The following is a 21767-nucleotide window of genomic DNA, read 5'->3' as shown; positions in this document are numbered from 1 at the left end:
CCCGGCGGCCGAAGCCGGCCCCGGCCGGGGCGGCGGCGGCCGCGGCGGCGCACAGGGCGCGGCCTTCCGCGAGCGCATCGAGACCGAATTGCAGCCGACGCCGGAGCAGAAGCAGGCGATCGCCGCGATCATGCAGGAGCGCCGCGCCGGCACCCGCGAGGCCATGGCCGGGCTCACCGAGGACGAACGTCGCGCTGCCTTCCGCCGGGCCCGCACCGAGATGGTCGCCAAGGTCGCCTCCGTCCTCGATCCCGAGCGCAAGGCGAAGTTCGAGGCGATGATGCAGGAGGGGCGCGCCGCGCCGCAGCAGGGCATGCCGGGCCGCGTCTATGTGCTGAGCGATAACGGCCAGCCCAAGGCGGTGCCGGTCATGCTCGGCCCGACAGACGGCGCCTATACCGAACTCGTCTCCGGTGACCTGAAGGACGGCCAGGCGATCATCATCGGCGGCGGCCCACGCGCCGCGGCGGCGCCCGCGCCGACAGGAGGCCCGCCGGTGCGCGGACCCCGGCTGTTCTGATGGCGAAGTCGGGTTATCCCACCCTGCCTTGTCATTCCGGGGCGTCGCGCAGCGACGAACCCGGAACCCACGACCGGGTGAAGTCCGTTTGGAGCCCGGTCGATCGCGCCCACCCAGTCGTGGGTTCCGGGTTCGGCTCCTTGGGCCGCCCCGGAAAGACAGAGGGACACACCCCATGCCCCTGATCGAAGCTCGCGAGCTCTCCCGCGTCTACGACCTCGATTCCGGCCGCGTCACGGCGCTCGACCGGGTTTCGCTCGACATCGAGGCCGGCGAACTCGTCGCCGTGATGGGCCCCTCGGGCTCGGGCAAATCGACCTTCATGAACCTGATCGGCTGCCTCGACCGTCCCAGCGGCGGGCATTACCGGCTCGACGGCGTCGCGGTCGAGACGCTGGGCAGCGACGGGTTGGCCGCCCTGCGCAACGGGAAGCTCGGCTTCGTCTTCCAGCAGTTCAACCTTTTGCCGCGCGTCGATGCCTGCGCCAATGTCGAGTTGCCGATGGTTTATGCGGGGGCCGACCGCAAGGAGCGGCGCGCGCGGGCGCTGGCGGCGCTGGGCCGTGTCGGCCTCGCCGAGCGAGCCCATCACCGCCCCATGCAGCTCTCGGGGGGCCAGCAGCAGCGCGTCGCCATCGCGCGTGCGCTGGTCAACGAACCGCGCCTGCTGCTCGCCGACGAACCGACCGGCGCGCTCGACAGCCGCACGGCGCTGGAGATCCTGGCCCTGTTCCAGGACCTCAACCGCGAGGGCGTCACCGTCGTCCTCGTCACGCACGATGCCGAGGTCGCGCGCCATGCCCGCCGCGTCATCCGCTTCCGCGACGGGCGCCTGCTCTCGGACGAGCGGCAAGAGCCGGCCGACGCCCGCGCTGCGCTGGCGTCGCTCGATGCCGTCGCCAGCCCGCCGCGAGCCCTGCTCGAGGTGACGTCATGAGCCTGTGGGAAGCCGTCCGTTCGGCCCTCTCGGCCATCGGGGCCAACGCCCTGCGCTCAGGGCTGACCATGCTCGGGATCATCATCGGCGTGGCGGCCGTCATCGCCATGGTCGCGATCGGCTCGGGCGCGCGCGAGCGGGTGACCTCGCAGATCAAGTCGCTGGGCGCCAATCTCGCCATCATCCAGTCCGGCAACGTCACGCAGGGAGGTGCGAGGCTGGGCGCCGGCGCTTCCTCGACCCTGACAGACGAGGACGCAACCGCGATCGCCAAGGAGGTCGAGGACGTCGTGGCGGCAGCCCCCGTCATCGTCACCCGCGCCCAGGCCGTCTATGCCGGCAGCAACTGGTCGACGCAGATCACCGCCACCGACCTGGATTTCTTCTCCGCCCGCGAATGGGACGTCGCCGAGGGGCGCCTGTTCGAGCCCGAGGAACTGCGCCGGGGCGAGATCGTCGCGATCATCGGCCAGACCGTGGCACGCAACCTCTTCGGCGAGCAGAACCCGCTCGAACAGCAGTTCCGCATCCGCAACGTGCCCTTCAAGGTCATCGGCGTGATGGCACCCAAGGGCCAGTCGGCGCTCGGCCAGGACCAGGACGACGTGATCTTCGTGCCGCTCGACACCGGGCGGCGCCGCATCGTCGGCCGCAACTACGCCCGCGATCGCTCGGTGCAGACCATCATGGTCAAATTCGCCAGCGAGGCCGCAATCGCGCCCGGCATCGAACAGACCAGCGCGCTCCTGCGCCAGCGCCACCGGCTGCTGGCCGACCAGGACGACGATTTCATCGTCCGCAACCTCACCGAGATCGCCAACACGGCGACGCAGGCCGCCAACACACTGTCCTGGCTTCTGGCGGCGGTCGCCGGCGTCTCGCTGCTGGTCGGCGGCATCGGCATCATGAACATCATGCTGGTTTCCGTCACCGAGCGAACCCGCGAGATCGGCTTGCGGCTCGCGGTCGGGGCGCGGCAGCGCGACGTGCTGGCGCAGTTCCTCATCGAGGCGACGACGCTCGCCACCATCGGCGGTGCGGTCGGCATCGCGCTCGGCGTCGGCTCGGCGCTCACGATTGCGCGAATAGCCGGCTGGCCCTCGGTCGTCTCGATCGAGACGATCCTCGTCGCGGTCGGCGTGTCGGGGATGATCGGCGTGTTTTTCGGCTTTTATCCGGCGCGTCAGGCGGCAAGGCTCGATCCGATCGAGGCGCTGCGGCGGGAGTGAACGGTCTCATTGGGCGCATTGCGGCAAGGGTCGATTAACTGGTCGGTCCTACGATCCAAGCCTCATGAACAAGCCTATCCCCTCGGCGGAATTCAGCTTGAGCCATGCTCCGCGCGTAAACTCCGGCGCCAGCGCTGCCGCCAGTCTCTATGAGCAGGCCCTGTCCGGGCCGGGAGGGACGTGGTCGTGCGATCTGGCGACGGAGGTGCTGACCTGGACCGACGGCGTCTACGATCTATTCGGCATCCAGCGCGGCGCAGCCCTGAAGCGGGCGATGTCGCTCGACGTCTATCAGAGCCAGAGCCGCGTCGAGATGGACCAGCGCAGGGCCGAGGCGATCAGGACGGGCAAGGGCTTCTCCATGGATTGCCAGCTCCGAACCGGTGGGCGGAGCCGCTGGATGCGGCTGCGCGTCGCGGTCACCTATGAGCAGGGCCGCCCGATCAAGATCTTCGGTTCGAAGCAGGACGTCACCGCCGAGAAAAAGATGTGGGAGGGTCTCGCCACCAGTGTCGGCCTCGATCCGCTGACGGGCTTGGCCAACCGCCGCGCCTTCGAGGAGGCGGCCCGCGAGCTGAGCCGGCATGCCGAGGGCTCGCATGGCTTTGCGCTGGCGGTGCTGTCGCTCGACGATCTCGACAGGATCCGGGCCGAGCACGACCAGGCCGGAGCCCAAATTTGCCTGCGCGGCATCGGCGAGCGGCTGGCCAGGCTCTTTCCCGATGCGGTGCTGGTCTCACGCATCGGCGGCGGCGAATTCGCGCTGCTGCTGCGCGTCCCCGGCGGTTCGTCCGGCCTGTCGACGACCCTTGCCAACGCCCACCGGTTGCTGGCCCGCCCCGTGCCCCATGGCGCAGGCGCCATCGCGATCGGCCTGACGGTCGGCGCCGCCCTTCTCAAACCAAGCCACCGGTACGAGCCTGCCCGGCTCTTCGCGGAGGCCGATTCCGCGCTCTATGTCGCCAAGGCGGCGGGGCACAACTGCGTCCGCATCTTCGACGGCATGATCGCCCGTCCGGTCGCCCTCGCCGCGGCATCATGAGGCCGAAACGGGGAAAGACCGCGCCCTTAAGCAGCGCGGCCCTTGCCAAAAGCACAGGCGCCCCCGCCTGGTAGAGCAACTCAGCCCTTCACGCTCTTGACCACCTCGGCGACGTTCGCGCCGAAGGCTTCCGCCGTCTTCAGATCGCCGGCGACCATCTCGTCGACGCCGGCATCCGACGGCGAAGCCACCAGCAGGCCCTGATAGCCGCCGAGATTGTTGAGATCGTCGCGCGTGCTCGCCTTGGCGTTGGACGGGTGCATGCCGGTGCCGGTCCAGAGCATCTTGTGCTGAGCGGAAAAGAGCGCGAGATAGGCGATCGTCGAGCCCTTGTCGCCGTTCAGCGTCGCCGAATTGGTGAAGCCAGCCGCGATCTTGCCCTTCCAATCCATCGTGTACCAGGGCTTGCTGGAGGCATCGGCGAATTTTTTGAACTGCCAGGAGACAGTGCCCATATAGGTCGGCGAGCCGAAGATGATGCCGTCGGCCGCCTTCAGCGTCTCCCAAGCTGCATCGGTGACGTTGCCCTCGGCATCGATGGCGATCACATCGACCCGCGCGCCGGTCGCAGTCGCACCCTTCTGGACATGCTCGGCAACCCTGGCCGTGTGGCCGTAGCCGGAATGGAAGACGATCGCGATCTGGGTCATGGGGAAGCTCCGTGTCGGCGTGAAGTCTGATGGTGGCGCCAAGATGTTGCACCGCAGCTACAGCTTCAATGGGCTTGCGATTGCAGCCATGCAGGACTGCGATGGCGCCTTCGCAATCCGCCGCGACTCTCAACCCAAAGGTTTGACGAAAACCACGTTTCCGTCGAGCGAGACACCCATATCCTGCCAACCCTGGCGGCGGTAGAAGCGTTCGGCGCGCGTGCCGCAGCCCGTCGTCAGATGCGCCTGGACGATTCCTGCTGCCTGCAAGGCGACAAGCGCCGCATCGAGCAGCGCCTTTCCGTGGCCGCAGCCCTCATGGACCGGATCGACGAAGAGCGCCCAGATCAGCCCGATCTGGTGATTGGCGCAGGCGAAACCCGCAACCTCCCCGGCCTGCTCCGAGACGAGGAACACGGCCTGCTCGCGATACCAGGCGACCTCCTCATCGGTGACACGCGACGGGTCGCTCAGCACATTCTCGCTCACGCCCATCCGGATCGCGTGAATGCGTGGCTGGTCGGCCAAGGTCGCCTTGCGGATCAGCCTGCCGCTCATGAGGCTGCCCTCCGCCGCCATCTCAGCGCTTGCGGACGAACTCGGTCCGCAGCACCAGGCCCCGGATCGCGTCATGGCGGCAATCGATCTCCTCGGGATCATCCGTGAGGCGGATGGTCTTGATCACGGTGCCCTGCTTCAGCGTCTGGCCGGCGCCCTTGACCTTGAGATCCTTGATCAGGACGACCGAGTCGCCATCGGCCAGCACATTGCCGGCGGCATCGCGGACTTCGGCCCGTCCCGGCACGGCGGCGGCCACCATCTCGGAGGCCGGACGCCACTCGCCCGTCACCTCGTCATAGACATAATCGTCGTCGGCCATGGCCCTGCCTCATACCGTCAATCGCCGGAGCGCCCGGCCCCGGACGGCTATACGACCCGCACCGTCAATTCAACAGTCACGGGATGTATAAAGGGGATTGCGTGCCGCACTGCTGCGCTGGAGAGGCCCCTACTCCGCCGCCTCCAGCCGGTAGCTCGCCGGCTCGTAGTTCAGGATCGGCGCGAGCCAGCGCTCGACCTCGTGGATCGGCATGCCCTTGCGCGCCGCGTAATCCTCGACCTGGTCGCGCTCGACCTTGGCGACGCCGAAATAATAGGCGTCGGGATGCGAGAGATAGATCCCCGACACCGACGAGCCCGGCCACATCGCGAAGCTTTCGGTGAGCTTGACGCCAACCCGACGCTCCGCCTGCAGCAGCTCGAACAGGGTCGCCTTCTCAGTGTGGTCGGGCTGGGCCGGATAGCCCGGCGCCGGCCGGATGCCGCGATAGTCTTCGCGGATCAGGTCCTCGTTCGAGAGCGTTTCGTCGGGGGCATAGGCCCAGTAGTCCCTGCGCACGAGCTGGTGCATGCGCTCGGCGAAGGCCTCGGCGAACCGATCCGCCAGCGCCTTGACCATGATCGAGCGGTAATCGTCATTGTCGCGGGCGAACTTCTCGGAGATCCGTTCCTCCTCGGCGCCCGCCGTCACCACGAAGGCGCCGACATAGTCGGGCCGCTCGATGCCCTCGGGCGCGATGAAGTCCGAAAGGCACATGTTCGGCTTGCCGTCGCGCTTCGAAAGCTGCTGGCGCAGACCGTGGAAGGTCGCCAAGGTCTCCTGACGGCTCTCGCCGGTGTAGAGGCGGATGTCGTCGCCCACCGCATTGGCCGGCCAGAAGCCGATCACCGCCTTCGGGTTGAACCAGCGCTCCTCGACGATGCGCTTGAGCATCGCCTGGGCGTCATCCCAGAGCGCGCGCGCCGCTTCGCCCTGCTTCTCGTCCTCGAGGATGGCCGGGAAGCGGCCCTTCATCTCCCAGGTCTGGAAGAACGGCGTCCAGTCGATCAGCGGCACCAGATCGGACAGATCATAGGTGCGGAAGGTCCGCGTGCCCAGGAAGCTCGGCTTGGGCGGATTGTAACCCGTCCAGTCCGGCTTGAGGGCATTGGCGCGCGCCTTCGCGAGCGGCAGGCGCTGCTTGTCGGCCTCCGAGCGGCGATGCGCGGCGGAGACCTTGGCGTATTCGGCCCGGATGCCCTCGACATAGGCCGGCTTCTGGTCCTGCGAGAGCAGCGCCGAGACGACGCCGACGGCGCGCGAGGCGTCGGTGACGTAGACCGTCTGCCCCTTCTCGTAAGCGGGATGAATCTTCACCGCCGTATGCACGCGGCTGGTCGTGGCGCCGCCGATCAGCAGGGGAATGTCGAAGCCCTCTCGCTCCATCTCGGAAGCGACCGTCACCATCTCGTCGAGCGACGGCGTGATCAGGCCGGACAGGCCGATGATGTCGACCTTCTCCTTGCGGGCGACATCGAGGATCTTCTGCGTCGGCACCATCACGCCGAGATCGATGACCTCGTAATTGTTGCACTGGAGCACGACGCCGACAATGTTCTTGCCGATGTCGTGGACATCGCCCTTCACCGTCGCCATCAGCACCTTGCCGGCGGCCGAGCGTTCGCCGCCGCCGTTCAGGCGCTTTTCCTCGTCCATGAACGGCATCAGATAGGCGACCGCCTGCTTCATCACGCGAGCCGACTTCACCACCTGCGGCAGGAACATCTTGCCCGCGCCGAACAGATCCCCGACGACGTTCATGCCGGCCATCAGCGGGCCTTCGATGACATGAAGGGGCTTCTCGGCCTTGACGCGGGCCTGCTCGGTATCGATGTCGATGAAAGCCGTGATGCCGTTGACCAGCGCGTATTCGAGCCGTTTCTCGACCGGCTCTTCGCGCCAGGCCATGTCCTTGCCCGAGAACGAGACCGAGCCGTCGCCCTTGAAGCGCGGCGCGGCGTCGAGCAGCCGCTCGGTGGCATCCTTGCGGCGGTTGAGGACGACATCCTCGCAGAGCTCGCGCAGTTCTGGATCGAGTCCGTCATAGGAGCCGAGCTGGCCCGCATTGACGATGCCCATATCCATGCCGACCTTGATGGCGTGGTAGAGGAAGACCGAGTGCATTGCCTCGCGGACCTTCTCGTTGCCGCGAAACGAGAAGGACAGGTTCGAGACGCCGCCCGAGATATGGGCATGCGGCAGGGTCTCGCGGATCGTCTTGGTCGCCTCGATGAAATCGTTGCCGTAATTGTCGTGCTCCTCGATGCCCGTCGCCACCGCGAAGACGTTGGGGTCGAAGATGATGTCCTCCGGCGGGAAGCCGATGGTCTCGGTCAAAAGCTTGTAGGCGCGCGTGCAGATCTCGATCTTGCGGGCGTAGGTGTCGGCCTGGCCCTTCTCGTCGAAAGCCATCACCACGACGGCCGCGCCGTAGTTGCGGCAGATCCGGGCCTGTTCGAGGAAGGCGTCCTCGCCCTCCTTCATCGAGATCGAGTTGACGATCGGCTTACCCTGGATCGTCTTGAGCCCGGCCTCGATCACCGGAAACTTCGACGAGTCGACCATGATCGGCACGCGGGAGATGTCCGGCTCCGAGGCGACGAGGTTGCAGAACTCGGTCATCGCCGCCTGCGAATCCAGCAGGCCCTCATCCATGTTGATGTCGATAACCTGCGCGCCATTGGCGACCTGGTCGCGGGCGACGTCGAGTGCGGCGGCATAGTCGCCCGCTGTGATGAGCTTGCGAAACTTGGCCGAGCCAGTGACATTGGTGCGCTCGCCAATATTGACGAAGGGGATGGTTTCGTCGAGCGTGAAGGGCTCCAGACCCGCCAGCCGCAGATAGGGCTTGATCACCGGCACGGAGCGCGGCGCCTTGCCGGCGACGGCCTCAGCGATCGCGCGGATATGGCCCGGCGTCGTGCCGCAGCAGCCGCCGACGACATTGACCAGGCCCGCATCGGCGAATTCTGCCAACATCTCGGCCGTCGCCTCAGGGCTCTCGTCATACATCCCGAATTCATTGGGCAGGCCGGCATTGGGATAGGCGCAGACCAGCGTGTCGGCGACGCGCGAGAGATCCTTGATATGGGCGCGCATCTCGCGCGCGCCGAGCGCGCAGTTGAGGCCGACCGTCATCGGCGCGGCATGGCGGATCGCGTTCCAGAAGGCCTCCGTGGTCTGGCCCGACAGGGTGCGTCCCGAGAGATCGGTGATCGTGCCGGAGATCATCACCGGCAGGCGGATGCCCTTCTCATGGAAGACGTTTTCGATCGCGACGATCGCGGCCTTGGCGTTGAGCGTGTCGAAGATCGTCTCGACCAGGATGATCTGCGCGCCGCCATCCATCAGCCCGCGCACCTGCTCGGCATAGGAGTCGCGGACCTGGTCGAAGGTCACGGCGCGGAAGCCGGGATTGTTGACGTCCGGCGAAATCGAGAGCGTGCGGTTGGTCGGACCGATCGCGCCTGCGACGTAGCGGCGGCGCCCGTCTGCCTTCTGCGCGATCGCGGCCGCCTCGCGCGCCAGCTTGGCCGACTCCACGTTGAGCTCATAGGCCAGCGCCTCCATGCCGTAATCGGCCTGGGCGATCTGGGTCGAGGAGAAGGTGTTGGTCTCGACGATATCGGCGCCAGCCTGGAAATAGGCCAGGTGGATGTCGCGGATCGCCTCGGGCTGGGTCAGCACCAGGAGGTCGTTGTTACCCTTGAGATCGTGGTTCCAGCCCTTGAAGCGCTCGCCCCGGAAATCGGCCTCCGAGAACCTCTGGTCCTGGATCTGCGTGCCCATCGCGCCGTCGAGCACGAGGATGCGCTCGGAAGCGGACTGGCGCAGCGCGCGTTCGATCTCGGCGCCGTCGACGGGAGAGAGAATAAATTCGGACATGGGGAGCTTTCGCAAAATGCGGAAATTCAGTGCTTGCCTTCGAGCGCGGCCAAACGCTGTTCGAGCGCTTCGATGCGCTCTTCGACTTCTGCGGCCATGTATCGACCGACAAGCGACTCGCCAAAGGCTGCCTTCTTGACGCTCTCCAAACGCGTTTCGAGTTTGGTGAAGCGCTCATCCATTCGGTCGAACCCGGATTTCATCACCTCACGCAATTCGATCAGTGTCCGCAGCGTGAGATCGGTCGGCTCGCTCATCTCAGACATCTCCGAAACAGTCCCTACATATAGGCTCGTCTCAAGCGAGTACTACTCAGCCGCCGCAGCCTGCGGCTCTGCCTTCTCGGGCTTCACCCCGACCAGATGGCAGATCGCATAGACCAGATCGGCTTTATTCATCGTGTAGAAATGCAAATCGCCGACGCCGCGATCGATCAGGTCGAGCGCCTGTTCGGCGCAGACGGCAGCAGCCACGAGGCGACGCGTCGCAGCGTCCTCCTCGAGCCCCTCGAACCGGTCGGCGAGCCATTGCGGAACGCTCGCCCCCGTCTTGCGGGCAAAGTTCGCGGTCTGCTTGAAATTCTGCACCGGCACGATGCCGGGCAGGATCGGGATGTCGATCCCGGCCGCCCGCACCTTGTCGAGATAGCGGAAATAGACGTCGTTATCGAAGAAGAACTGGGTGATCGCCCGCGTCGCGCCCGCATCGACCTTCTTCTTCAGCGCGTCGATGTCGGCGTCGAGCGAGGCGGCTTCCGGATGCTTCTCCGGATAGGCCGACACCGTCACCTCGAAATCGCCAATGCGCTTGAGGCCCGCGACCAGATCCGATGTCTGGTGATAGCCCTGCGGGTGCGGCTCATAGACCGTGCCGAGTCCACCGGCAGGGTCGCCGCGCAGCGCCACGACATGGCGCACGCCCGCCTCCCAATAACCCCGGATCACCTCGTCGACCTCGTCGCGCGACGCGGAGACGCAGGTCAGGTGAGCGGCGGGCTTGAAGCCCGTCTCCTCGACCATGCGCTTGACGGTGGCGTGCGTCCGCTCGCGCGTCGAGCCGCCGGCGCCATAGGTCACCGAGACGAAGGAGGGGCCGAGCGGCTCGAGCCGGCGCACGCTCTCCCAGAGCGCGACCTCCATCTCGTCGCTCTTCGGCGGAAAGAACTCGAAGGACACCTTCGGGCGGCGCGAGCCGTGCCGGCTGGGACGAAACGCATTCATCAGGCCACCTCTAGATTGGTCTGTCGCTGGATAGGGTCGGACTGGACGCGCCGATCGCGGCCGCGCCACAGCATCACCGGCAACTGGCCGGAGCCACCGCCGGCCAGCGTGATTTCCTCCGACAGGTCGCAAGTCAGACCGGCCTCGGCAAACCAGCCCGCGATCTGCGCCCGCGAGAACCCGAGCCGGCGATGGGCATGCTCGGTCCGCAGGAATTCCATCTCATGCGGCGCGAAATCGACCACAATCAGCCGTCCGCCGGGGCTCAGCATCGCCGCCGCCTCGCGCACCGCACGACCGGGATCGTCGAGGAAGTGCAGCACCTGGTGGATCACGACGCAATCGAAGGCACCGCGCGGAAACGGCAGCGCATAGATGTCGCCCTGGCGCAGTTCGACCCGCGCAAGCCCCGCCTTCTCCAGATTGGCGCGCGCCACGGCGAGCATGGCGTGGTTGGCATCGACGCCGACCGCCCGGCCGAATTTCGGGGCGATCCGCTCCAGCATGCGCCCCGTCCCGGTGCCGAGATCGAGCATGCTGCCGGGCGTGCCCTTGCCCACCGCCGCTTCGACCGCGGCCTCGACGGCATCATCGGGAACATGCAGCGAGCGCAGACGGTCCCAGTCTCGGGCGACGCTGGCGAAATAGCTTTGTGCCACCTCCGCCCGCGTGCCGCGCACGGCGGCCAGCCGCTCGCGATCGGCCGCCAGAACGGGATCGGACCGGTCGAGCCAGGCCGCCAGCGAGGCGGCGAAGGCCCCACCCGTGCCGGTTTCGTCCAGCCGGAAGAAAGCCCAGGCGCCCTCGCGCGAGCGCCGGATCAGCCCGGCCTCGGTCAAAAGCTTGAGATGGCGTGAGATCCGAGGCTGCGATTGGCCGAGAATGTCGGTCAGATCGGAGACCGACAATTCACCCTCCGACAGCAGCGCCAGGATGCGCAGCCGCGTCTCCTCGCCTGCGGCCCGCAGGCCGGCGAGCAGGACATCTGAGGACAGCGTGGTCGGCAAATGCAAGCGCAAAAACTCCGGAGCAACAGCAGCGGTATCGAGAAAAAGATATAAAGATATCTTTATGTCGAAAACGATAATCGCGCAAGCCTATTCTGCCGTCGCGCGGCCGCCGTGAGCGCCATTCGCCATTGCGTGCCGCAACGCGCTGTACAAGCGCGGATCGGCCGATTGAGCGACGTTGAAACGCATGAAGCGGTCCGCCGTCTGCGACAGGCTGTAGACATTGCCCGGCGCCAGCACGATGCCCTCGCTCAGGAGTTGCCGCGCGATCACGGACGCATCCTGTCCCTCCGGCAGTTCGCACCACAGGAACATCCCGCCACGCGGTTCGATCCAGGGCCGGATGCCGAGCGCCTGCAACCGCGCAGATGTCTCGCCCATGGCCCGCGCCAGCCGCACCCGCAAGCCGTCCATGTGCTTGCGGTAGCTGCCATCGGTCAGCACGCTCAGGACCAGTTCGGCCGCCAGCCGCCCGGTGCCGAAGGAGGCCGCGATCTTCAGATCGATCAAGCTCTCGATCCAGTCCGGTCGCGCGGCGATATAGCCGCAGCGCACCGAGGCCGAGAGCGATTTCGAGAAGCTGCCGATCTGGACGACGCGCTGCAACCCATCGAAGGCCGACAGCCGCGGCGACGGCTCCGGCTCGAAATCGGCGAAGATGTCGTCCTCGACAATGGTCAGCCCGAACTGGTCGGCAAGCTTCAGCACGCGGTGCGCCACGAGCGGCGACAGGGTCGCCCCGGTCGGGTTGTGAAGCGCCGAATTGGTGACGTAGAGACGCGGCCGGTGCTGCGCCAGGACCTGCTCCAGCGCCGCCATATCGGGCCCGCTGGCCGTGTAGGGCACCCCGACGATGCGGACCCGGTGCGCCCGCAGCAGGGCGTGGAAGTTGAAATAGCAGGGATCGTCGACCAGTACCGTGTCTCCGGGCTCGACCAGCAGGCTGCAGACCAGATCGAGCGCCTGCGTGCCGGATTCGGTCAGCATGATCTGGTCCGGCGCTGCCTCGATGCCATGGACAGCCAGCCGGCGCGCGAGAACCTGCCGCAGCGGCGCAAGACCAAGCGGCGAGCCATAATCGGCCAGCGTCGCGTCGGCGGCGCGCGACAGCAGGCGCAGGCCCCGGCGCAGCGCATCCTGCGGCATCCAGTCCGCCGGCAGCCAGCCGCAACCCGGCTTGAGCGCGCCTGCGCCGGCATCCAGCGACTGCCGCGAAACCCAAAACGGATCGACCGCGCGCTCCAGACGCGGTCCAAGATCGGCCGGTGAGAAGGGCGGCGCATGGCCGGCGACATAGAAGCCCGAGCCGCGGCGCGCCTGGATGACACCCTCGGCAGCCAGCCGGTCATAGGCCTCGACGACGGTCGATTTCGAGACTCCGAGGCTTTCCGCGAGCGACCTAATCGACGGCAGCCGCGCACCGGATGCCAGCGACCGCCCGGCGATACGCGCACCGATTGCCTGCATGACGAGCCCGACGCGCGACGCGCCCTTCTCGTTCGACCCCTCGGTTTTGTCCATCTGTACGGCTCCACGGAACAATACAGTTTGCCCGAATTGTCCGGAACTGTCTCTGGAGAATGCAGCGACGGCAGCCGATGCGGGACGGGCGCGTCGGGATGATGAACATGATGGCAAGCGGCTGGATCAACGGGTTTCTCGGCGTGCTGATCTTCGCCGGCTCCCTGCCGGCGACACGGGTCGCGGTGGCCGATTTTGACCCCGTCTTCCTCACGCTCGCCCGCGCCGCCATTGCCGGCCTCGTCGGCCTGGCGCTACTCGGCGTCTTCCGTGAGAAGCGCCCAGAACGCCGCGATCTGGCGCCCCTGCTGGTGGTGGCGCTCAGCGTCGTCATCGGATTTCCGCTGCTGACGGCACTGGCGCTCAAGCACGTCACCTCGGCGCATTCGATCGTCTTCATCGGCCTGCTGCCGCTCTCGACGGCGCTGTTTGCCGTGCTGCGCGGCGGCGAACGGCCCCGCCTCGCCTTCTGGCTGTTCTCCGGCCTCGGAAGCGCGCTGGTGGCGGGCTTTGCCCTGAGGCAGGGCTTTTCAGCCTCGCCGACCGGCGATCTGCTGATGCTGTCGGCCATCGTCATCTGCGGTCTCGGCTATGCCGAAGGCGCGGCGCTCTCGCGCCGGCTCGGCGGCTGGCAGGTCATCTCCTGGGCGCTGCTGCTGGCCTTGCCCGTCACCATCGTGTTGAGCTGGATCACGGCGCCGGCCTCGCTCAACGGCGTGGGGCTGCCGGCCTGGCTTAGCCTTGCCTATGTCTCGCTGTTCAGCATGCTGATCGGCTTCGTATTCTGGTATCGCGGGCTCGCACAGGGCGGCATCGCGGCCGTCGGGCAGTTGCAACTGCTGCAGCCCTTCTTCGGGCTGGCGCTGGCGGCGCTGCTGCTGGGCGAGGCAGTGACCTGGCAAATGCTCGCCGTGTCCGCAGCAGTGGCGGCTTGCGTCGCCGGAGCCCGGCGCTTCGCGCGGTGATCGCTCCGCAAACTCGAACGTCAGCCGTGCTTGGGCGTTACCGGGTCGATCACCACGACCGCGTCGTCCGGCATGATGGTCCCGGCGAGATCAACCGAGAGCACCAGTCCGCGTAATCCCGCTGCAGCTTTGACAAAGGCGAAGGTGAGTTCCGGGCGCCCGGTGGCGGCGGCAACAGCCGCGCCAGCCCTTCGACAGGGCACGTTATAGGCTTCGACGCGCAACACCGCGCTGCCGTCGAAGCGCCCTTTACCGCCCCACTGCCCGCCGAAGGCGAGTTGGCTGCCCGGCACGATCCGCGAGAAGCCCGCCAGACCCCCGATCAGCACATTGCCGCCGAGCCATTCCGGCGCGAGCCTGTCGATCCCAAGCCTCGATGCGATCTCGGCCAGTTCCTCCGGACACAGAGCGGAAACCTGTCGGTCGTTGCGCAGGATCAAACCGCGCGCCAGCCAGGGTTCGCGCGCACCTGAAATCCGCGTTGCGCCAGCATGGAGATCGCCCACAATGCCCGCAGGATCAAGCACCAGCGCATCGCGCGAGACAGTCACGAAGGGATGCCGCGAGGGCGGCTGCCCTGACGAGGGGGCGTGCGCCGCGCCGTAGACGCCTGCAACGGCGCCAATGGCACGCATGCGCTTCATGCCGGCGGCATGGCTGCATGCCCCGGGCTCTGTCAAGCGGCGGATCGGCTCACATCAACTGCAGCGAACCCGCCGCCGTCTTGCCGCGCTCGGTCTTGAGATCGAACGAGACTTTCTGCCCCTCCGTCAGCGTCATCAGACCCGCTTCCTTTACGGCAGTGATATGGACGAAAACGTCCTTGCCGCCATCCGCAGGTTGAATGAAACCAAAGCCCTTTTCAGTATTGAACCATTTCACGGTTCCGGTCGCCATCGCCGCATCCTTTGAAGCCAAAGCGTCTTTGCGACCCACAGTTTCGGATCTCTGTGGGCTACGCTCCCAAAGGATTGACCGAATTTTCATCCTTGTCGAGTGCAAAGGACGGGCAATCGCAATGCTTTGACGATCAAGACTTGGTCAAGGTCACTTGCGTCATGACCGAAGTGAGCGACGAACCACCCAGATATATCTCAATGTCTCCCGGCTCGACAGTGTAGCGGCCGGCCTCGTCATGAGCGCCCAGACTTGCGGCATCCAGTTTGAAGCGCACCGTCCGCGTCTCGCCAGCGCGCAGCATCGGCTTGGCGAAGCCCTTGAGTTCGCGCACCGGCCGCGACCGGCTGGCGACCGGTTGGCGGATATAGAGCTGCACCACCTCCTGCCCGTCGCGCGAACCGGCATTGGTCACATCGACCGATACCTCGACCGAACCGTTGAGCGGCATGGCCGGCTTCGACACGCGCGCATTGGCATAGCTGAAGCGGGTGTAGGACAGGCCATGCCCGAACGGGTAGAGCGCCTCGTTGGCCTCGTCGATGAAGATCGACTCGTATCGTTGGCGGATCTTCTGCGGCCGCCCCGTCGGCAGATGATCATAATACACCGGGATCTGGCCGACCGAGCGCGGGAAGCTCATCGGCACGCGGCCCGATGGATTGACCTTCCCGGTCAGGATGTCGGCGATGGCGTTTCGCCCCTCCGTGCCGCCGTGGAAGGTCTGCAGGATCGCCGCAACATGCGCGTCGGCCCAGGTTAGGACCAGCGGCCGCCCGGTCGCCAGCACCAGCACGACCGGCTTGCCCGTCGCCACCAGCGCCTCGAGCAGTTCCTGCTGCACACCCGGAAGGTCTAGCTTCGTGCGCGAGGCGCCCTCGCCCATGAACTCGCAATCCTCGCCGAGCATCGCAACGATCACGTCGCTGGCCGCGGCCGTGCGGATGGCCGCGTCCTTGTCGGCGAATTCCGTGCCACAGGCCTTGGTGAAGGCCGGCTCATAGGCCACCGAAACATCGGCCGGTAGACGCTCCTTCAGCGCCTCGGGTAGGGCCTGCACGACACGACGCCCCAGGCCCGCCGGGTCGGTCCAGACCCGCTCATCCTCGGGACGTGCCATCGCGCCGATCACGGCGACCGACTTCACGGCAGGCCCGATCGGCAGGGTCTCGTTGGCGTTCTTGAGCAGCATCGCGCCGTCCTGAGCGGCCTTGAGCGCAACCTCTCGCGCAGCTTGCGTCTGCATCAGCGCCGGAGCGGCGGCCGGATCGACATCGGGACGCTCGAACAGGCCGAGATGGAACTTGACCCGCAGCACCCGCCGCACCGCCTCGTCGAGCGCCTTCATCGGCACGCGGCCGGCCTTCACTTCGGCGGCGAGGTGCTTGTGATAGACGTCACCCATCATGTCCATGTCGATGCCCGCCAGCAGCGCCTTGCGCGCGGCTTCGGCATCGTCCCTAGCGATACCGTGCAGGCGCAGCTCCGTGATCGAGCCGAAATCGGAGGTAACGAAGCCCTTGAAGCCCCATTTGCCACGCAAGAGATCCGTCAGCATGCCGCGATGGGCCGTGGCGGGTAGGCCGTTCAGCGCATTGAAGGCGGCCATGGCCGTCATCGACCCAGCCTCGAACGACGCCTTGAACGGAGGCAGATGCAGGTCGAAGAGCTGGCTCGTCGGGATCCAGGTCGAGTTGTAGTCGCGCCCGGCCTCGCCCGCCCCATAACCGACGAAATGCTTCACCGAGGTCGCGACCCCGCCGCGCTGATAGCCGCGTGTGCGCGCCGCCGCGACGACCGAGCCGAGATAGGCATCCTCGCCTGCGCCCTCGAGCACCCGGCCCCAGCGCGGATCGCGCGAGATGTCGACCATCGGCGCGAAGGTCCAGTTGATCCCGGCAGCCGACGCCTCGCGGCCGGTCCAATAGGCGGCCTCCTCGATCAACTTGGGATCCCAGGTCGAAGCCTGGCCGAGCGGGAGCGGAAAATAGGTCGAGAAGCCGTGGACAGCGTCGAGCCCGATGATCAGCGGGATTTTCAGCCGCGTCGTCCGGGCTGCCTTCTGAACCTCAAGAACCTCGGCCGGCACGACGAAGTTCATCACCGCGCCCATGCGGCCGGACTTGATCTGCGTGATGTCGAAGCCGTCCCCGCGCCCCGACAGATGCAACTGGCCGACCTTCTCCTCCAGCGTCATCTGCTTGAGCAGCCCGTCGATCCGGCGCTCGATCGCAGCGGCTTCGGGGCCGGTCTTCCAGGCGACCTCCTGCGCGCTCAGCGTCAGCGGAAACAAGACGGCAAACGCGCACAAGGCAAGGCGAAGCAGATGATTCACGTTTTTTCGTTCCGACCCCATTGCGCTCGACCTACAGGAAGCGCGACGGCGGCTCAACGCGTGCTCGAAACGGATAGGCCATTCCGACGCAAAACCCCGGCGCCAGATGGCGCCGGGGCTGGTGATGAGGAGCCTGCCTTGGAAGGCTCGCGACGCTCGGCGTCAGAGCTTCGCTGCGGGCGTCGCGTAGATGACCTTCCAGTTGCGCTCGCCCCGATCGATGACCGCCGCCGGGTCCTTCAGGAACAGATCCTTGTGCGCGGCCTCGGTGCTGTTGAGGTAAAGCTGCCCATCGACGACCGCGAAGAGATGCGGCTGGGTCGAGACCTTCTTGCCCTTGCTCGCCCCGGCCGAGCACCAGCCGCCATAGGCCGGTGCGTACTTGGCCGGGTTGGCGGCAAACAGATCGCGGTTGGCCGCCGAAGCGAACTGCCAGGTGACACCCTGATATTCCGCCTTGAACTGGCTCGAACCGGGTGTCGGCTTGCCGAGCGTGTGATAGGCGATCGCATCGTAACCGCTGATCGCGGGACCGCCATCCTTGAGGAAATGCTCGTCAGCCGCCTGCACGGCGAAGGACATGAGGATCGCGGCCGAGGCTGCGGTGAAACGAACGGAAATCCGCTTGCTGATGCACAGAACAGACATTGTCATCCTCCCATATAGGTCTCTCCAGCTTCCGTCCTGGTGGAGGAAGCGCCGTGCCCGGTGGGTCGCGGCTTTTTGGCAATTCGCAGCGTGTTCCATTCCCGCTACATCACGCTCGCGCGACGAGACCGTGATCGGACGGCAGGGCTCCAGACCGGATTGGCACGGGATTCTCATCACCGGCTGCGATCAAGCCTCATGGCTTGCTCCCGCCCGGCAGGAGGCCGCATGACCACATCGACCGCCACCCGCCCCCCACCTGACACCGCGTCGACGGAGCGGCATCGGCTCTATGAGGACGCGCTGGCGATCCTGCTCGGCACGCTGATGGTCTCGATCGGCATCGCGCTGTTCTCCAAGGCGATGATCATGACCGGCGGCGCGGCGGGCCTCGCCCTGCTGCTGCAATACGCCACCGGTTTCGAGTTTTCCCTGCTCTTCTCCGTCATCAACCTGCCCTTTTACTGGCTCGCCTTCAGGCGGATGGGTTTGCGCTTCACACTGCGTACCTTCGTCGCGGTCGGCGTCGTTTCGCTGCTGGTGCAGGCGACGCCGCTCTGGCTCGACATCGCCTCGGTCCAGCCGATCTATGCCGCGCTGGCCGGCGGCAGCATCATGGGGCTCGGCCTGCTCGCGCTCGCCCGCCACCGCACCGCGATCGGCGGGGTCAACATCCTGGCGCTGTATCTGCAGGAGAAGCGCGGCTGGCGCGCGGGCTGGACCCAGCTGGCGATCGACGCCGGGATTTTTGCCGGCGCCGCCTTCATCCTGCCGCCGGACCGGCTGGCCATCTCGCTGATCGGCACACTCGTCCTCAACGCCGTACTCGGCATGAATCACAGGCCGGGGCGCTATCGCGGCGTGTCCTGACCCGCACCGCCGCGCATGGTCTTGCGCGGCGACACGCGGCATGCGAACCACCGCGCTGGGTGACCCAACGCGATGAGGCTCGACACCATGGCCCAGCCCCTGACCATCGAAGACCTGCGCATCCTGGCCAAGCGCCGTGTCCCGCGCATGTTCTACGACTATGCCGATTCCGGCGCCTGGACCGAGAGCACCTACCGCGCCAACGAGACCGATTTCGCCAAGATCAAACTGCGCCAGCGCGTCGCGGTCGACATGACCAACCGCACGCTGGCATCGACCATGATCGGCGAGACGGTCGCGATGCCCGTTGCGCTCGCTCCCACGGGCATGACCGGGATGCAGCATGCCGATGGCGAGATCCTCGCCGCCAAGGCAGCGGCCAAGGCCGGCGTGCCCTTCACCCTCTCGACCATGAGCATCTGCTCGCTGGAGGACATCGCCAACCATGTCGGCAGCCCGTTCTGGTTCCAGCTCTATGTGATGAAGGACCGGGATTTCAGCGCCCGCCTGATCGAGCGGGCCAGGCGCGCCGGCGTCACCGCGCTCGTGCTGACGCTCGATCTGCAGATCCTCGGCCAGCGTCACAAGGACATCCGCAACGGCCTCTCCGCTCCGCCCAAGCCGACGCTCGCAAATCTGCTGAACCTGGCGACGAAGCCGGCTTGGTGCCTCAAGATGCTCGATACGCCGCGCCGCAGCTTCGGCAACATCGTCGGCCATGTCACCGGCGTCGCCGACATGTCCTCCCTCTCCTCCTGGACCGCCGACCAGTTCGACCCCAAGCTCGATTGGGACGACATCAAGCGGATCAAGGAGCAATGGGGCGGCAAGCTGATCATCAAGGGCATTCTCGACCCCGAGGACGCCGAGCTCGCGGCCCAGAGCGGCGCCGACGCGCTGATCGTCTCCAACCATGGCGGCCGCCAGCTTGACGGCGCCCTGTCCTCGATCGAAGCCCTGCCGGAAATCGTCGACCAGGTCGGCAACCGCATCGAGGTGCATTTCGATGGCGGCATCCGCTCCGGCCAGGACGTCATCAAGGCGCTCGCGCTCGGGGCTCACGGCACCTATATCGGCCGCGCTTTCCTCTACGGGCTCGGCGCCATGGGCGAGGCCGGCGTCACCCGCAGCCTCGATATCATCCGCAAGGAACTCGACATCACCATGGCGCTGTGCGGCCTGCGCGATATCGCGGCGGTGGATGAGAAGATCCTCGTCGGCGGGCGCGACGGCGCCATGCAGCGGCTGGTGGCGGCTGGGTAGACCAGGCACCGGACACCAGACACCGGCCGCCCCGCGCAACAGGGCGCCTGTAGATCCTCGGGAAGGCATAGGGGCCTGCCTCCACAATGCGCAGGCGGGTCGTGTCGATCGGGACGATCTGGTCGCCGTCGCCATGGACAATGAACGTCGGCTGATCGACGCGTCTTCAGGTTTGCGACGAATTCGGTTCCGATAACGCACAAGCGGGTCGAAACCGCTCTGGAGGCGGGCCTTATACCTCGAGGCGGAGCGCCTGCGCTATAAATCCCTTGCGATTTGATCGCGTACGATTATTATGGGAGAGAACCCTGGAGGATACGATGCTCCCGACGCCAGACGCTCAGCCGGGCTTCGAACTGAAGCTGAACGATTTCCTGTGCTTTGCGATCTACTCCGCCAGTCATGCCTTCAACCGGCTCTACAAGCCGCTGCTCGACAAACTCGGCCTGACCTATCCGCAATATCTGGTGATGGTGACGCTGTGGGAGCGCGACGATCGCACGGTCGGCGAGATCGGCGAACAGCTGCTGCTCGAATCCAACACGCTGACGCCGTTGCTCAAGCGCATGGAGGCGGCCGGGCTGGTTTCGCGCAGCCGCGACCCGGCTGACGAGCGCCAGGTGCGCCTGCGGCTGACGAGCGAAGGCAAGGCCCTGCTCGCCAAGGCCCAGCCGGTGCCCGGCTGCGTGCTTGAAGCGACAGGGCTGTCCGGCGCCGACGCCCAACGGCTCACCGACGAGATCACCGCGCTGCGCGCGTCACTGGCACGGTGAGCGCCCTGCCGAATGGCCGGAGCCCTCTGCCCTCCGCGAGAATCCCCGCTAGATTGCAAGAATCGCGACGTCGTCGTCGGCCAACGTTCGGTCGGCGGTCGCCAGCGTCAGACCTCTCGGCATGGCCTGCGCGACGAGCACTCGGTCGAATGGATCGCGATGGCAGGAGGCTATCCGACCGTACGGACTCAGGCCGGGTCCGCATCGCGGCGCAGGACGACATCGGTCGTGATCTCCTCGCCCTTGCGCAGGATCGCGAAATCGGGCGCGGCATCCGGGCAGAACAGCAGGCGCAGCATAAACGCATAGGTCTCGCCGGCGCGCTCGCGGCCTGGCCACGCCTCGAATACGAGACTGTAGCGGCCGACCGGCACATCGAGATCGCGCGTGTTGAGAACCGTTCCGACGGACACCTTTCCGGTGGTGACCTCGAATGGAACCGCCACAGCCCACAGCACGGCGTCCGCCAGGCTGTAGGGCGCGTCAGCGACGGCTGCCTGCAGGACGCACTGGCCATCGTGATCGGGCACGCCGAAAGCCACCGTTTCGGGACGCCAGGCGAAGCCTTGCGCGACATGGTCGTCGGTCCACAGCGATCCCGCGCGCGGAAGCTTGGCTCGGAATGCCTGGATCTGGGTGTAGAGGACGGCAAGCGGGAATTCGATCATCAGGGCACCACCATCACCGTTATTCTGCAGCCATCGGGCAGTCCCGCCAACTGACTCGTCATCTGCCCGCCAGCGCTGCGATTATCGCTTCTGGAAACATGCCTGACGCTTGCGGTCGCGCCGCCCTCGGCGAAGGTCGCAGGCGGATATTCGTCGCGATCCATCCCGGGCATGGTCGGAAGCCTGCTTGTCGCGGCCGAGCGCCGCGCTGCGACGTTTGCAGGATTCTTGTCCAGTGTCAGCACGCGCGGCTGCCCGGCGGCCTGCGCGTCGAGGATGTGCTGGGCTGCCTGCGGCGAAGCCGAGCGCGAAATCAGCATGTTCCGGCGGCAGGGGCAGGTCTCGCACTCCTCGTCGGCCTTGGCCCGGCTGAGCGCCTCGGCCCGCGCCTGCGCCTGCGCCAGCGCGCGCGCCGCTGCTGCGGCCCTGGCCGCCTGGGCCGCCCGTGCTGCCT

At 66.6% G+C, this 21767-nt stretch carries 21 protein-coding genes and 1 pseudogene; 8 read left to right on the top strand and 14 right to left on the bottom strand.

The genetic code is table 11. The features are described from left to right. The 4 genes and pseudogenes from IP69_RS10760 to IP69_RS10745 form a co-directional block, all read left to right on the top strand. A pseudogene (locus tag IP69_RS10760) lies at positions 1-520 on the top strand (Spy/CpxP family protein refolding chaperone); the annotation flags it as partial. 175 nt (positions 521-695) lie between these two features. Beyond that, the gene (locus tag IP69_RS10755) at positions 696-1457 is read left to right on the top strand and encodes an ABC transporter ATP-binding protein (RefSeq protein WP_054142826.1); all 762 of its coding nucleotides are present in this window, start codon (positions 696-698) and stop codon (positions 1455-1457) included. After that, positions 1454-2686, top strand: coding sequence for an ABC transporter permease (locus IP69_RS10750; protein WP_054142825.1), 1233 nt, complete (start codon positions 1454-1456; stop codon positions 2684-2686). Before IP69_RS10755 ends, IP69_RS10750 begins: the two co-directional genes overlap by 4 nt. A gap of 64 nt (positions 2687-2750) precedes the next feature. Further along, positions 2751-3728 (top strand): diguanylate cyclase, encoded by a 978-nt coding sequence (locus IP69_RS10745; RefSeq protein ID WP_054142824.1) that lies wholly within the window; start codon positions 2751-2753, stop codon positions 3726-3728. 80 nt (positions 3729-3808) lie between these two features. Here the strand turns inward: IP69_RS10745 and IP69_RS10740 are convergent, their stop codons facing one another. From IP69_RS10740 to IP69_RS10705, 8 genes are all read right to left on the bottom strand, one after another. Beyond that, positions 3809-4378: a flavodoxin family protein gene (locus IP69_RS10740; RefSeq protein ID WP_054142823.1), complete on the bottom strand. Its 570-nt coding sequence runs from the start codon at positions 4376-4378 to the stop codon at positions 3809-3811. Between the two features lie 129 nt (positions 4379-4507). Beyond that, positions 4508-4936: a GNAT family N-acetyltransferase gene (locus IP69_RS10735; protein ID WP_082359218.1), complete on the bottom strand. Its 429-nt coding sequence runs from the start codon at positions 4934-4936 to the stop codon at positions 4508-4510. 22 nt (positions 4937-4958) lie between these two features. Beyond that, positions 4959-5258, bottom strand: a complete 300-nt coding sequence (locus IP69_RS10730) for an alkylphosphonate utilization protein (protein WP_054142821.1) — start codon at positions 5256-5258, stop codon at positions 4959-4961. Between the two features lie 129 nt (positions 5259-5387). Next, on the bottom strand, positions 5388-9143 hold the full coding sequence (metH, locus tag IP69_RS10725; RefSeq protein ID WP_054142820.1) for a methionine synthase: 3756 nt from the start codon (positions 9141-9143) through the stop codon (positions 5388-5390). A gap of 26 nt (positions 9144-9169) precedes the next feature. Then, positions 9170-9400 (bottom strand): hypothetical protein, encoded by a 231-nt coding sequence (locus IP69_RS10720; protein WP_054142819.1) that lies wholly within the window; start codon positions 9398-9400, stop codon positions 9170-9172. 51 nt (positions 9401-9451) lie between these two features. Continuing rightward, entirely contained in the window at positions 9452-10363 is a 912-nt protein-coding gene (gene metF / locus IP69_RS10715) for a methylenetetrahydrofolate reductase [NAD(P)H] (protein WP_156323396.1), read from the bottom strand. Next, positions 10363-11376: a metalloregulator ArsR/SmtB family transcription factor gene (locus IP69_RS10710; protein ID WP_054142818.1), complete on the bottom strand. Its 1014-nt coding sequence runs from the start codon at positions 11374-11376 to the stop codon at positions 10363-10365. Before IP69_RS10710 ends, metF begins: the two co-directional genes overlap by 1 nt. Positions 11377-11460: 84 nt before the next feature. Beyond that, on the bottom strand, positions 11461-12894 hold the full coding sequence (locus IP69_RS10705; RefSeq protein WP_054142817.1) for a PLP-dependent aminotransferase family protein: 1434 nt from the start codon (positions 12892-12894) through the stop codon (positions 11461-11463). Between the two features lie 101 nt (positions 12895-12995). Between IP69_RS10705 and IP69_RS10700 the strand changes: the two genes are divergently transcribed. Continuing rightward, complete coding sequence (locus IP69_RS10700; protein ID WP_054142828.1) at positions 12996-13859, top strand: DMT family transporter; 864 nt, start codon at positions 12996-12998, stop codon at positions 13857-13859. 20 nt (positions 13860-13879) lie between these two features. Here the strand turns inward: IP69_RS10700 and IP69_RS10695 are convergent, their stop codons facing one another. From IP69_RS10695 to IP69_RS10680, 4 genes are all read right to left on the bottom strand, one after another. After that, positions 13880-14494: an MOSC domain-containing protein gene (locus IP69_RS10695; RefSeq protein WP_156323395.1), complete on the bottom strand. Its 615-nt coding sequence runs from the start codon at positions 14492-14494 to the stop codon at positions 13880-13882. 58 nt (positions 14495-14552) lie between these two features. Further along, positions 14553-14756: a cold-shock protein gene (locus tag IP69_RS10690; RefSeq protein ID WP_054142815.1), complete on the bottom strand. Its 204-nt coding sequence runs from the start codon at positions 14754-14756 to the stop codon at positions 14553-14555. 133 nt (positions 14757-14889) lie between these two features. After that, positions 14890-17091: a glycoside hydrolase family 3 N-terminal domain-containing protein gene (locus IP69_RS10685; protein ID WP_197279808.1), complete on the bottom strand. Its 2202-nt coding sequence runs from the start codon at positions 17089-17091 to the stop codon at positions 14890-14892. 162 nt (positions 17092-17253) lie between these two features. Further along, complete coding sequence (locus IP69_RS10680) at positions 17254-17739, bottom strand: YHS domain-containing (seleno)protein (RefSeq protein ID WP_054142813.1); 486 nt, start codon at positions 17737-17739, stop codon at positions 17254-17256. A 228-nt stretch (positions 17740-17967) separates the two neighbouring features. On the opposite strand from IP69_RS10680, the gene IP69_RS10675 reads away from it, so the two are divergent. The 3 genes from IP69_RS10675 to IP69_RS10665 all read left to right on the top strand — a co-directional run bounded on the left by IP69_RS10675 (position 17968) and on the right by IP69_RS10665 (position 20645). Next, entirely contained in the window at positions 17968-18609 is a 642-nt protein-coding gene (locus IP69_RS10675) for a YitT family protein (RefSeq protein WP_054142812.1), read from the top strand. Between the two features lie 87 nt (positions 18610-18696). After that, positions 18697-19872: an alpha-hydroxy acid oxidase gene (locus IP69_RS10670; RefSeq protein WP_054142827.1), complete on the top strand. Its 1176-nt coding sequence runs from the start codon at positions 18697-18699 to the stop codon at positions 19870-19872. Between the two features lie 320 nt (positions 19873-20192). Continuing rightward, positions 20193-20645: a MarR family transcriptional regulator gene (locus IP69_RS10665; protein WP_054142811.1), complete on the top strand. Its 453-nt coding sequence runs from the start codon at positions 20193-20195 to the stop codon at positions 20643-20645. 188 nt (positions 20646-20833) lie between these two features. Here the strand turns inward: IP69_RS10665 and comJ are convergent, their stop codons facing one another. Both comJ and IP69_RS10655 read right to left on the bottom strand, forming a co-directional pair. Next, positions 20834-21313, bottom strand: coding sequence for a competence protein ComJ (gene comJ / locus IP69_RS10660; protein ID WP_054142810.1), 480 nt, complete (start codon positions 21311-21313; stop codon positions 20834-20836). After that, a partial coding sequence (locus IP69_RS10655) for a NucA/NucB deoxyribonuclease domain-containing protein (protein ID WP_210165945.1) occupies positions 21313-21767 on the bottom strand: 455 nt, incomplete at its 5' end. The genes IP69_RS10655 and comJ, both read right to left, overlap by 1 nt.

This window comes from Allobosea sp. AAP35 (assembly GCF_001295925.1).
In the GTDB taxonomy this organism is placed as follows: Bacteria; Pseudomonadota; Alphaproteobacteria; order Rhizobiales; family Beijerinckiaceae; genus Allobosea.
Note: the sequence above shows the minus strand (reverse complement) of the source record. Positions and strands in the feature narration are given on the sequence as shown.

Coding starts and splice junctions, on each gene's coding strand:
- IP69_RS10755 (WP_054142826.1), top strand. CDS start 696: ATGCCCCTGATCGAAGCTCGCGAGCTCTCCCGCGTCTACGACCTCGAT.
- IP69_RS10750 (WP_054142825.1), top strand. CDS start 1,454: ATGAGCCTGTGGGAAGCCGTCCGTTCGGCCCTCTCGGCCATCGGGGCC.
- IP69_RS10745 (WP_054142824.1), top strand. CDS start 2,751: ATGAACAAGCCTATCCCCTCGGCGGAATTCAGCTTGAGCCATGCTCCG.
- IP69_RS10740 (WP_054142823.1), bottom strand. CDS start 4,378: ATGACCCAGATCGCGATCGTCTTCCATTCCGGCTACGGCCACACGGCC.
- IP69_RS10735 (WP_082359218.1), bottom strand. CDS start 4,936: ATGAGCGGCAGGCTGATCCGCAAGGCGACCTTGGCCGACCAGCCACGC.
- IP69_RS10730 (WP_054142821.1), bottom strand. CDS start 5,258: ATGGCCGACGACGATTATGTCTATGACGAGGTGACGGGCGAGTGGCGT.
- metH (WP_054142820.1), bottom strand. CDS start 9,143: ATGTCCGAATTTATTCTCTCTCCCGTCGACGGCGCCGAGATCGAACGC.
- IP69_RS10720 (WP_054142819.1), bottom strand. CDS start 9,400: ATGAGCGAGCCGACCGATCTCACGCTGCGGACACTGATCGAATTGCGT.
- metF (WP_156323396.1), bottom strand. CDS start 10,363: ATGAATGCGTTTCGTCCCAGCCGGCACGGCTCGCGCCGCCCGAAGGTG.
- IP69_RS10705 (WP_054142817.1), bottom strand. CDS start 12,894: ATGGACAAAACCGAGGGGTCGAACGAGAAGGGCGCGTCGCGCGTCGGG.
- IP69_RS10700 (WP_054142828.1), top strand. CDS start 12,996: ATGAACATGATGGCAAGCGGCTGGATCAACGGGTTTCTCGGCGTGCTG.
- IP69_RS10695 (WP_156323395.1), bottom strand. CDS start 14,494: ATGCGTGCCATTGGCGCCGTTGCAGGCGTCTACGGCGCGGCGCACGCC.
- IP69_RS10690 (WP_054142815.1), bottom strand. CDS start 14,756: ATGGCGACCGGAACCGTGAAATGGTTCAATACTGAAAAGGGCTTTGGT.
- IP69_RS10680 (WP_054142813.1), bottom strand. CDS start 17,739: ATGTCTGTTCTGTGCATCAGCAAGCGGATTTCCGTTCGTTTCACCGCA.
- IP69_RS10675 (WP_054142812.1), top strand. CDS start 17,968: ATGACCACATCGACCGCCACCCGCCCCCCACCTGACACCGCGTCGACG.
- IP69_RS10670 (WP_054142827.1), top strand. CDS start 18,697: ATGGCCCAGCCCCTGACCATCGAAGACCTGCGCATCCTGGCCAAGCGC.
- IP69_RS10665 (WP_054142811.1), top strand. CDS start 20,193: ATGCTCCCGACGCCAGACGCTCAGCCGGGCTTCGAACTGAAGCTGAAC.
- comJ (WP_054142810.1), bottom strand. CDS start 21,313: ATGATCGAATTCCCGCTTGCCGTCCTCTACACCCAGATCCAGGCATTC.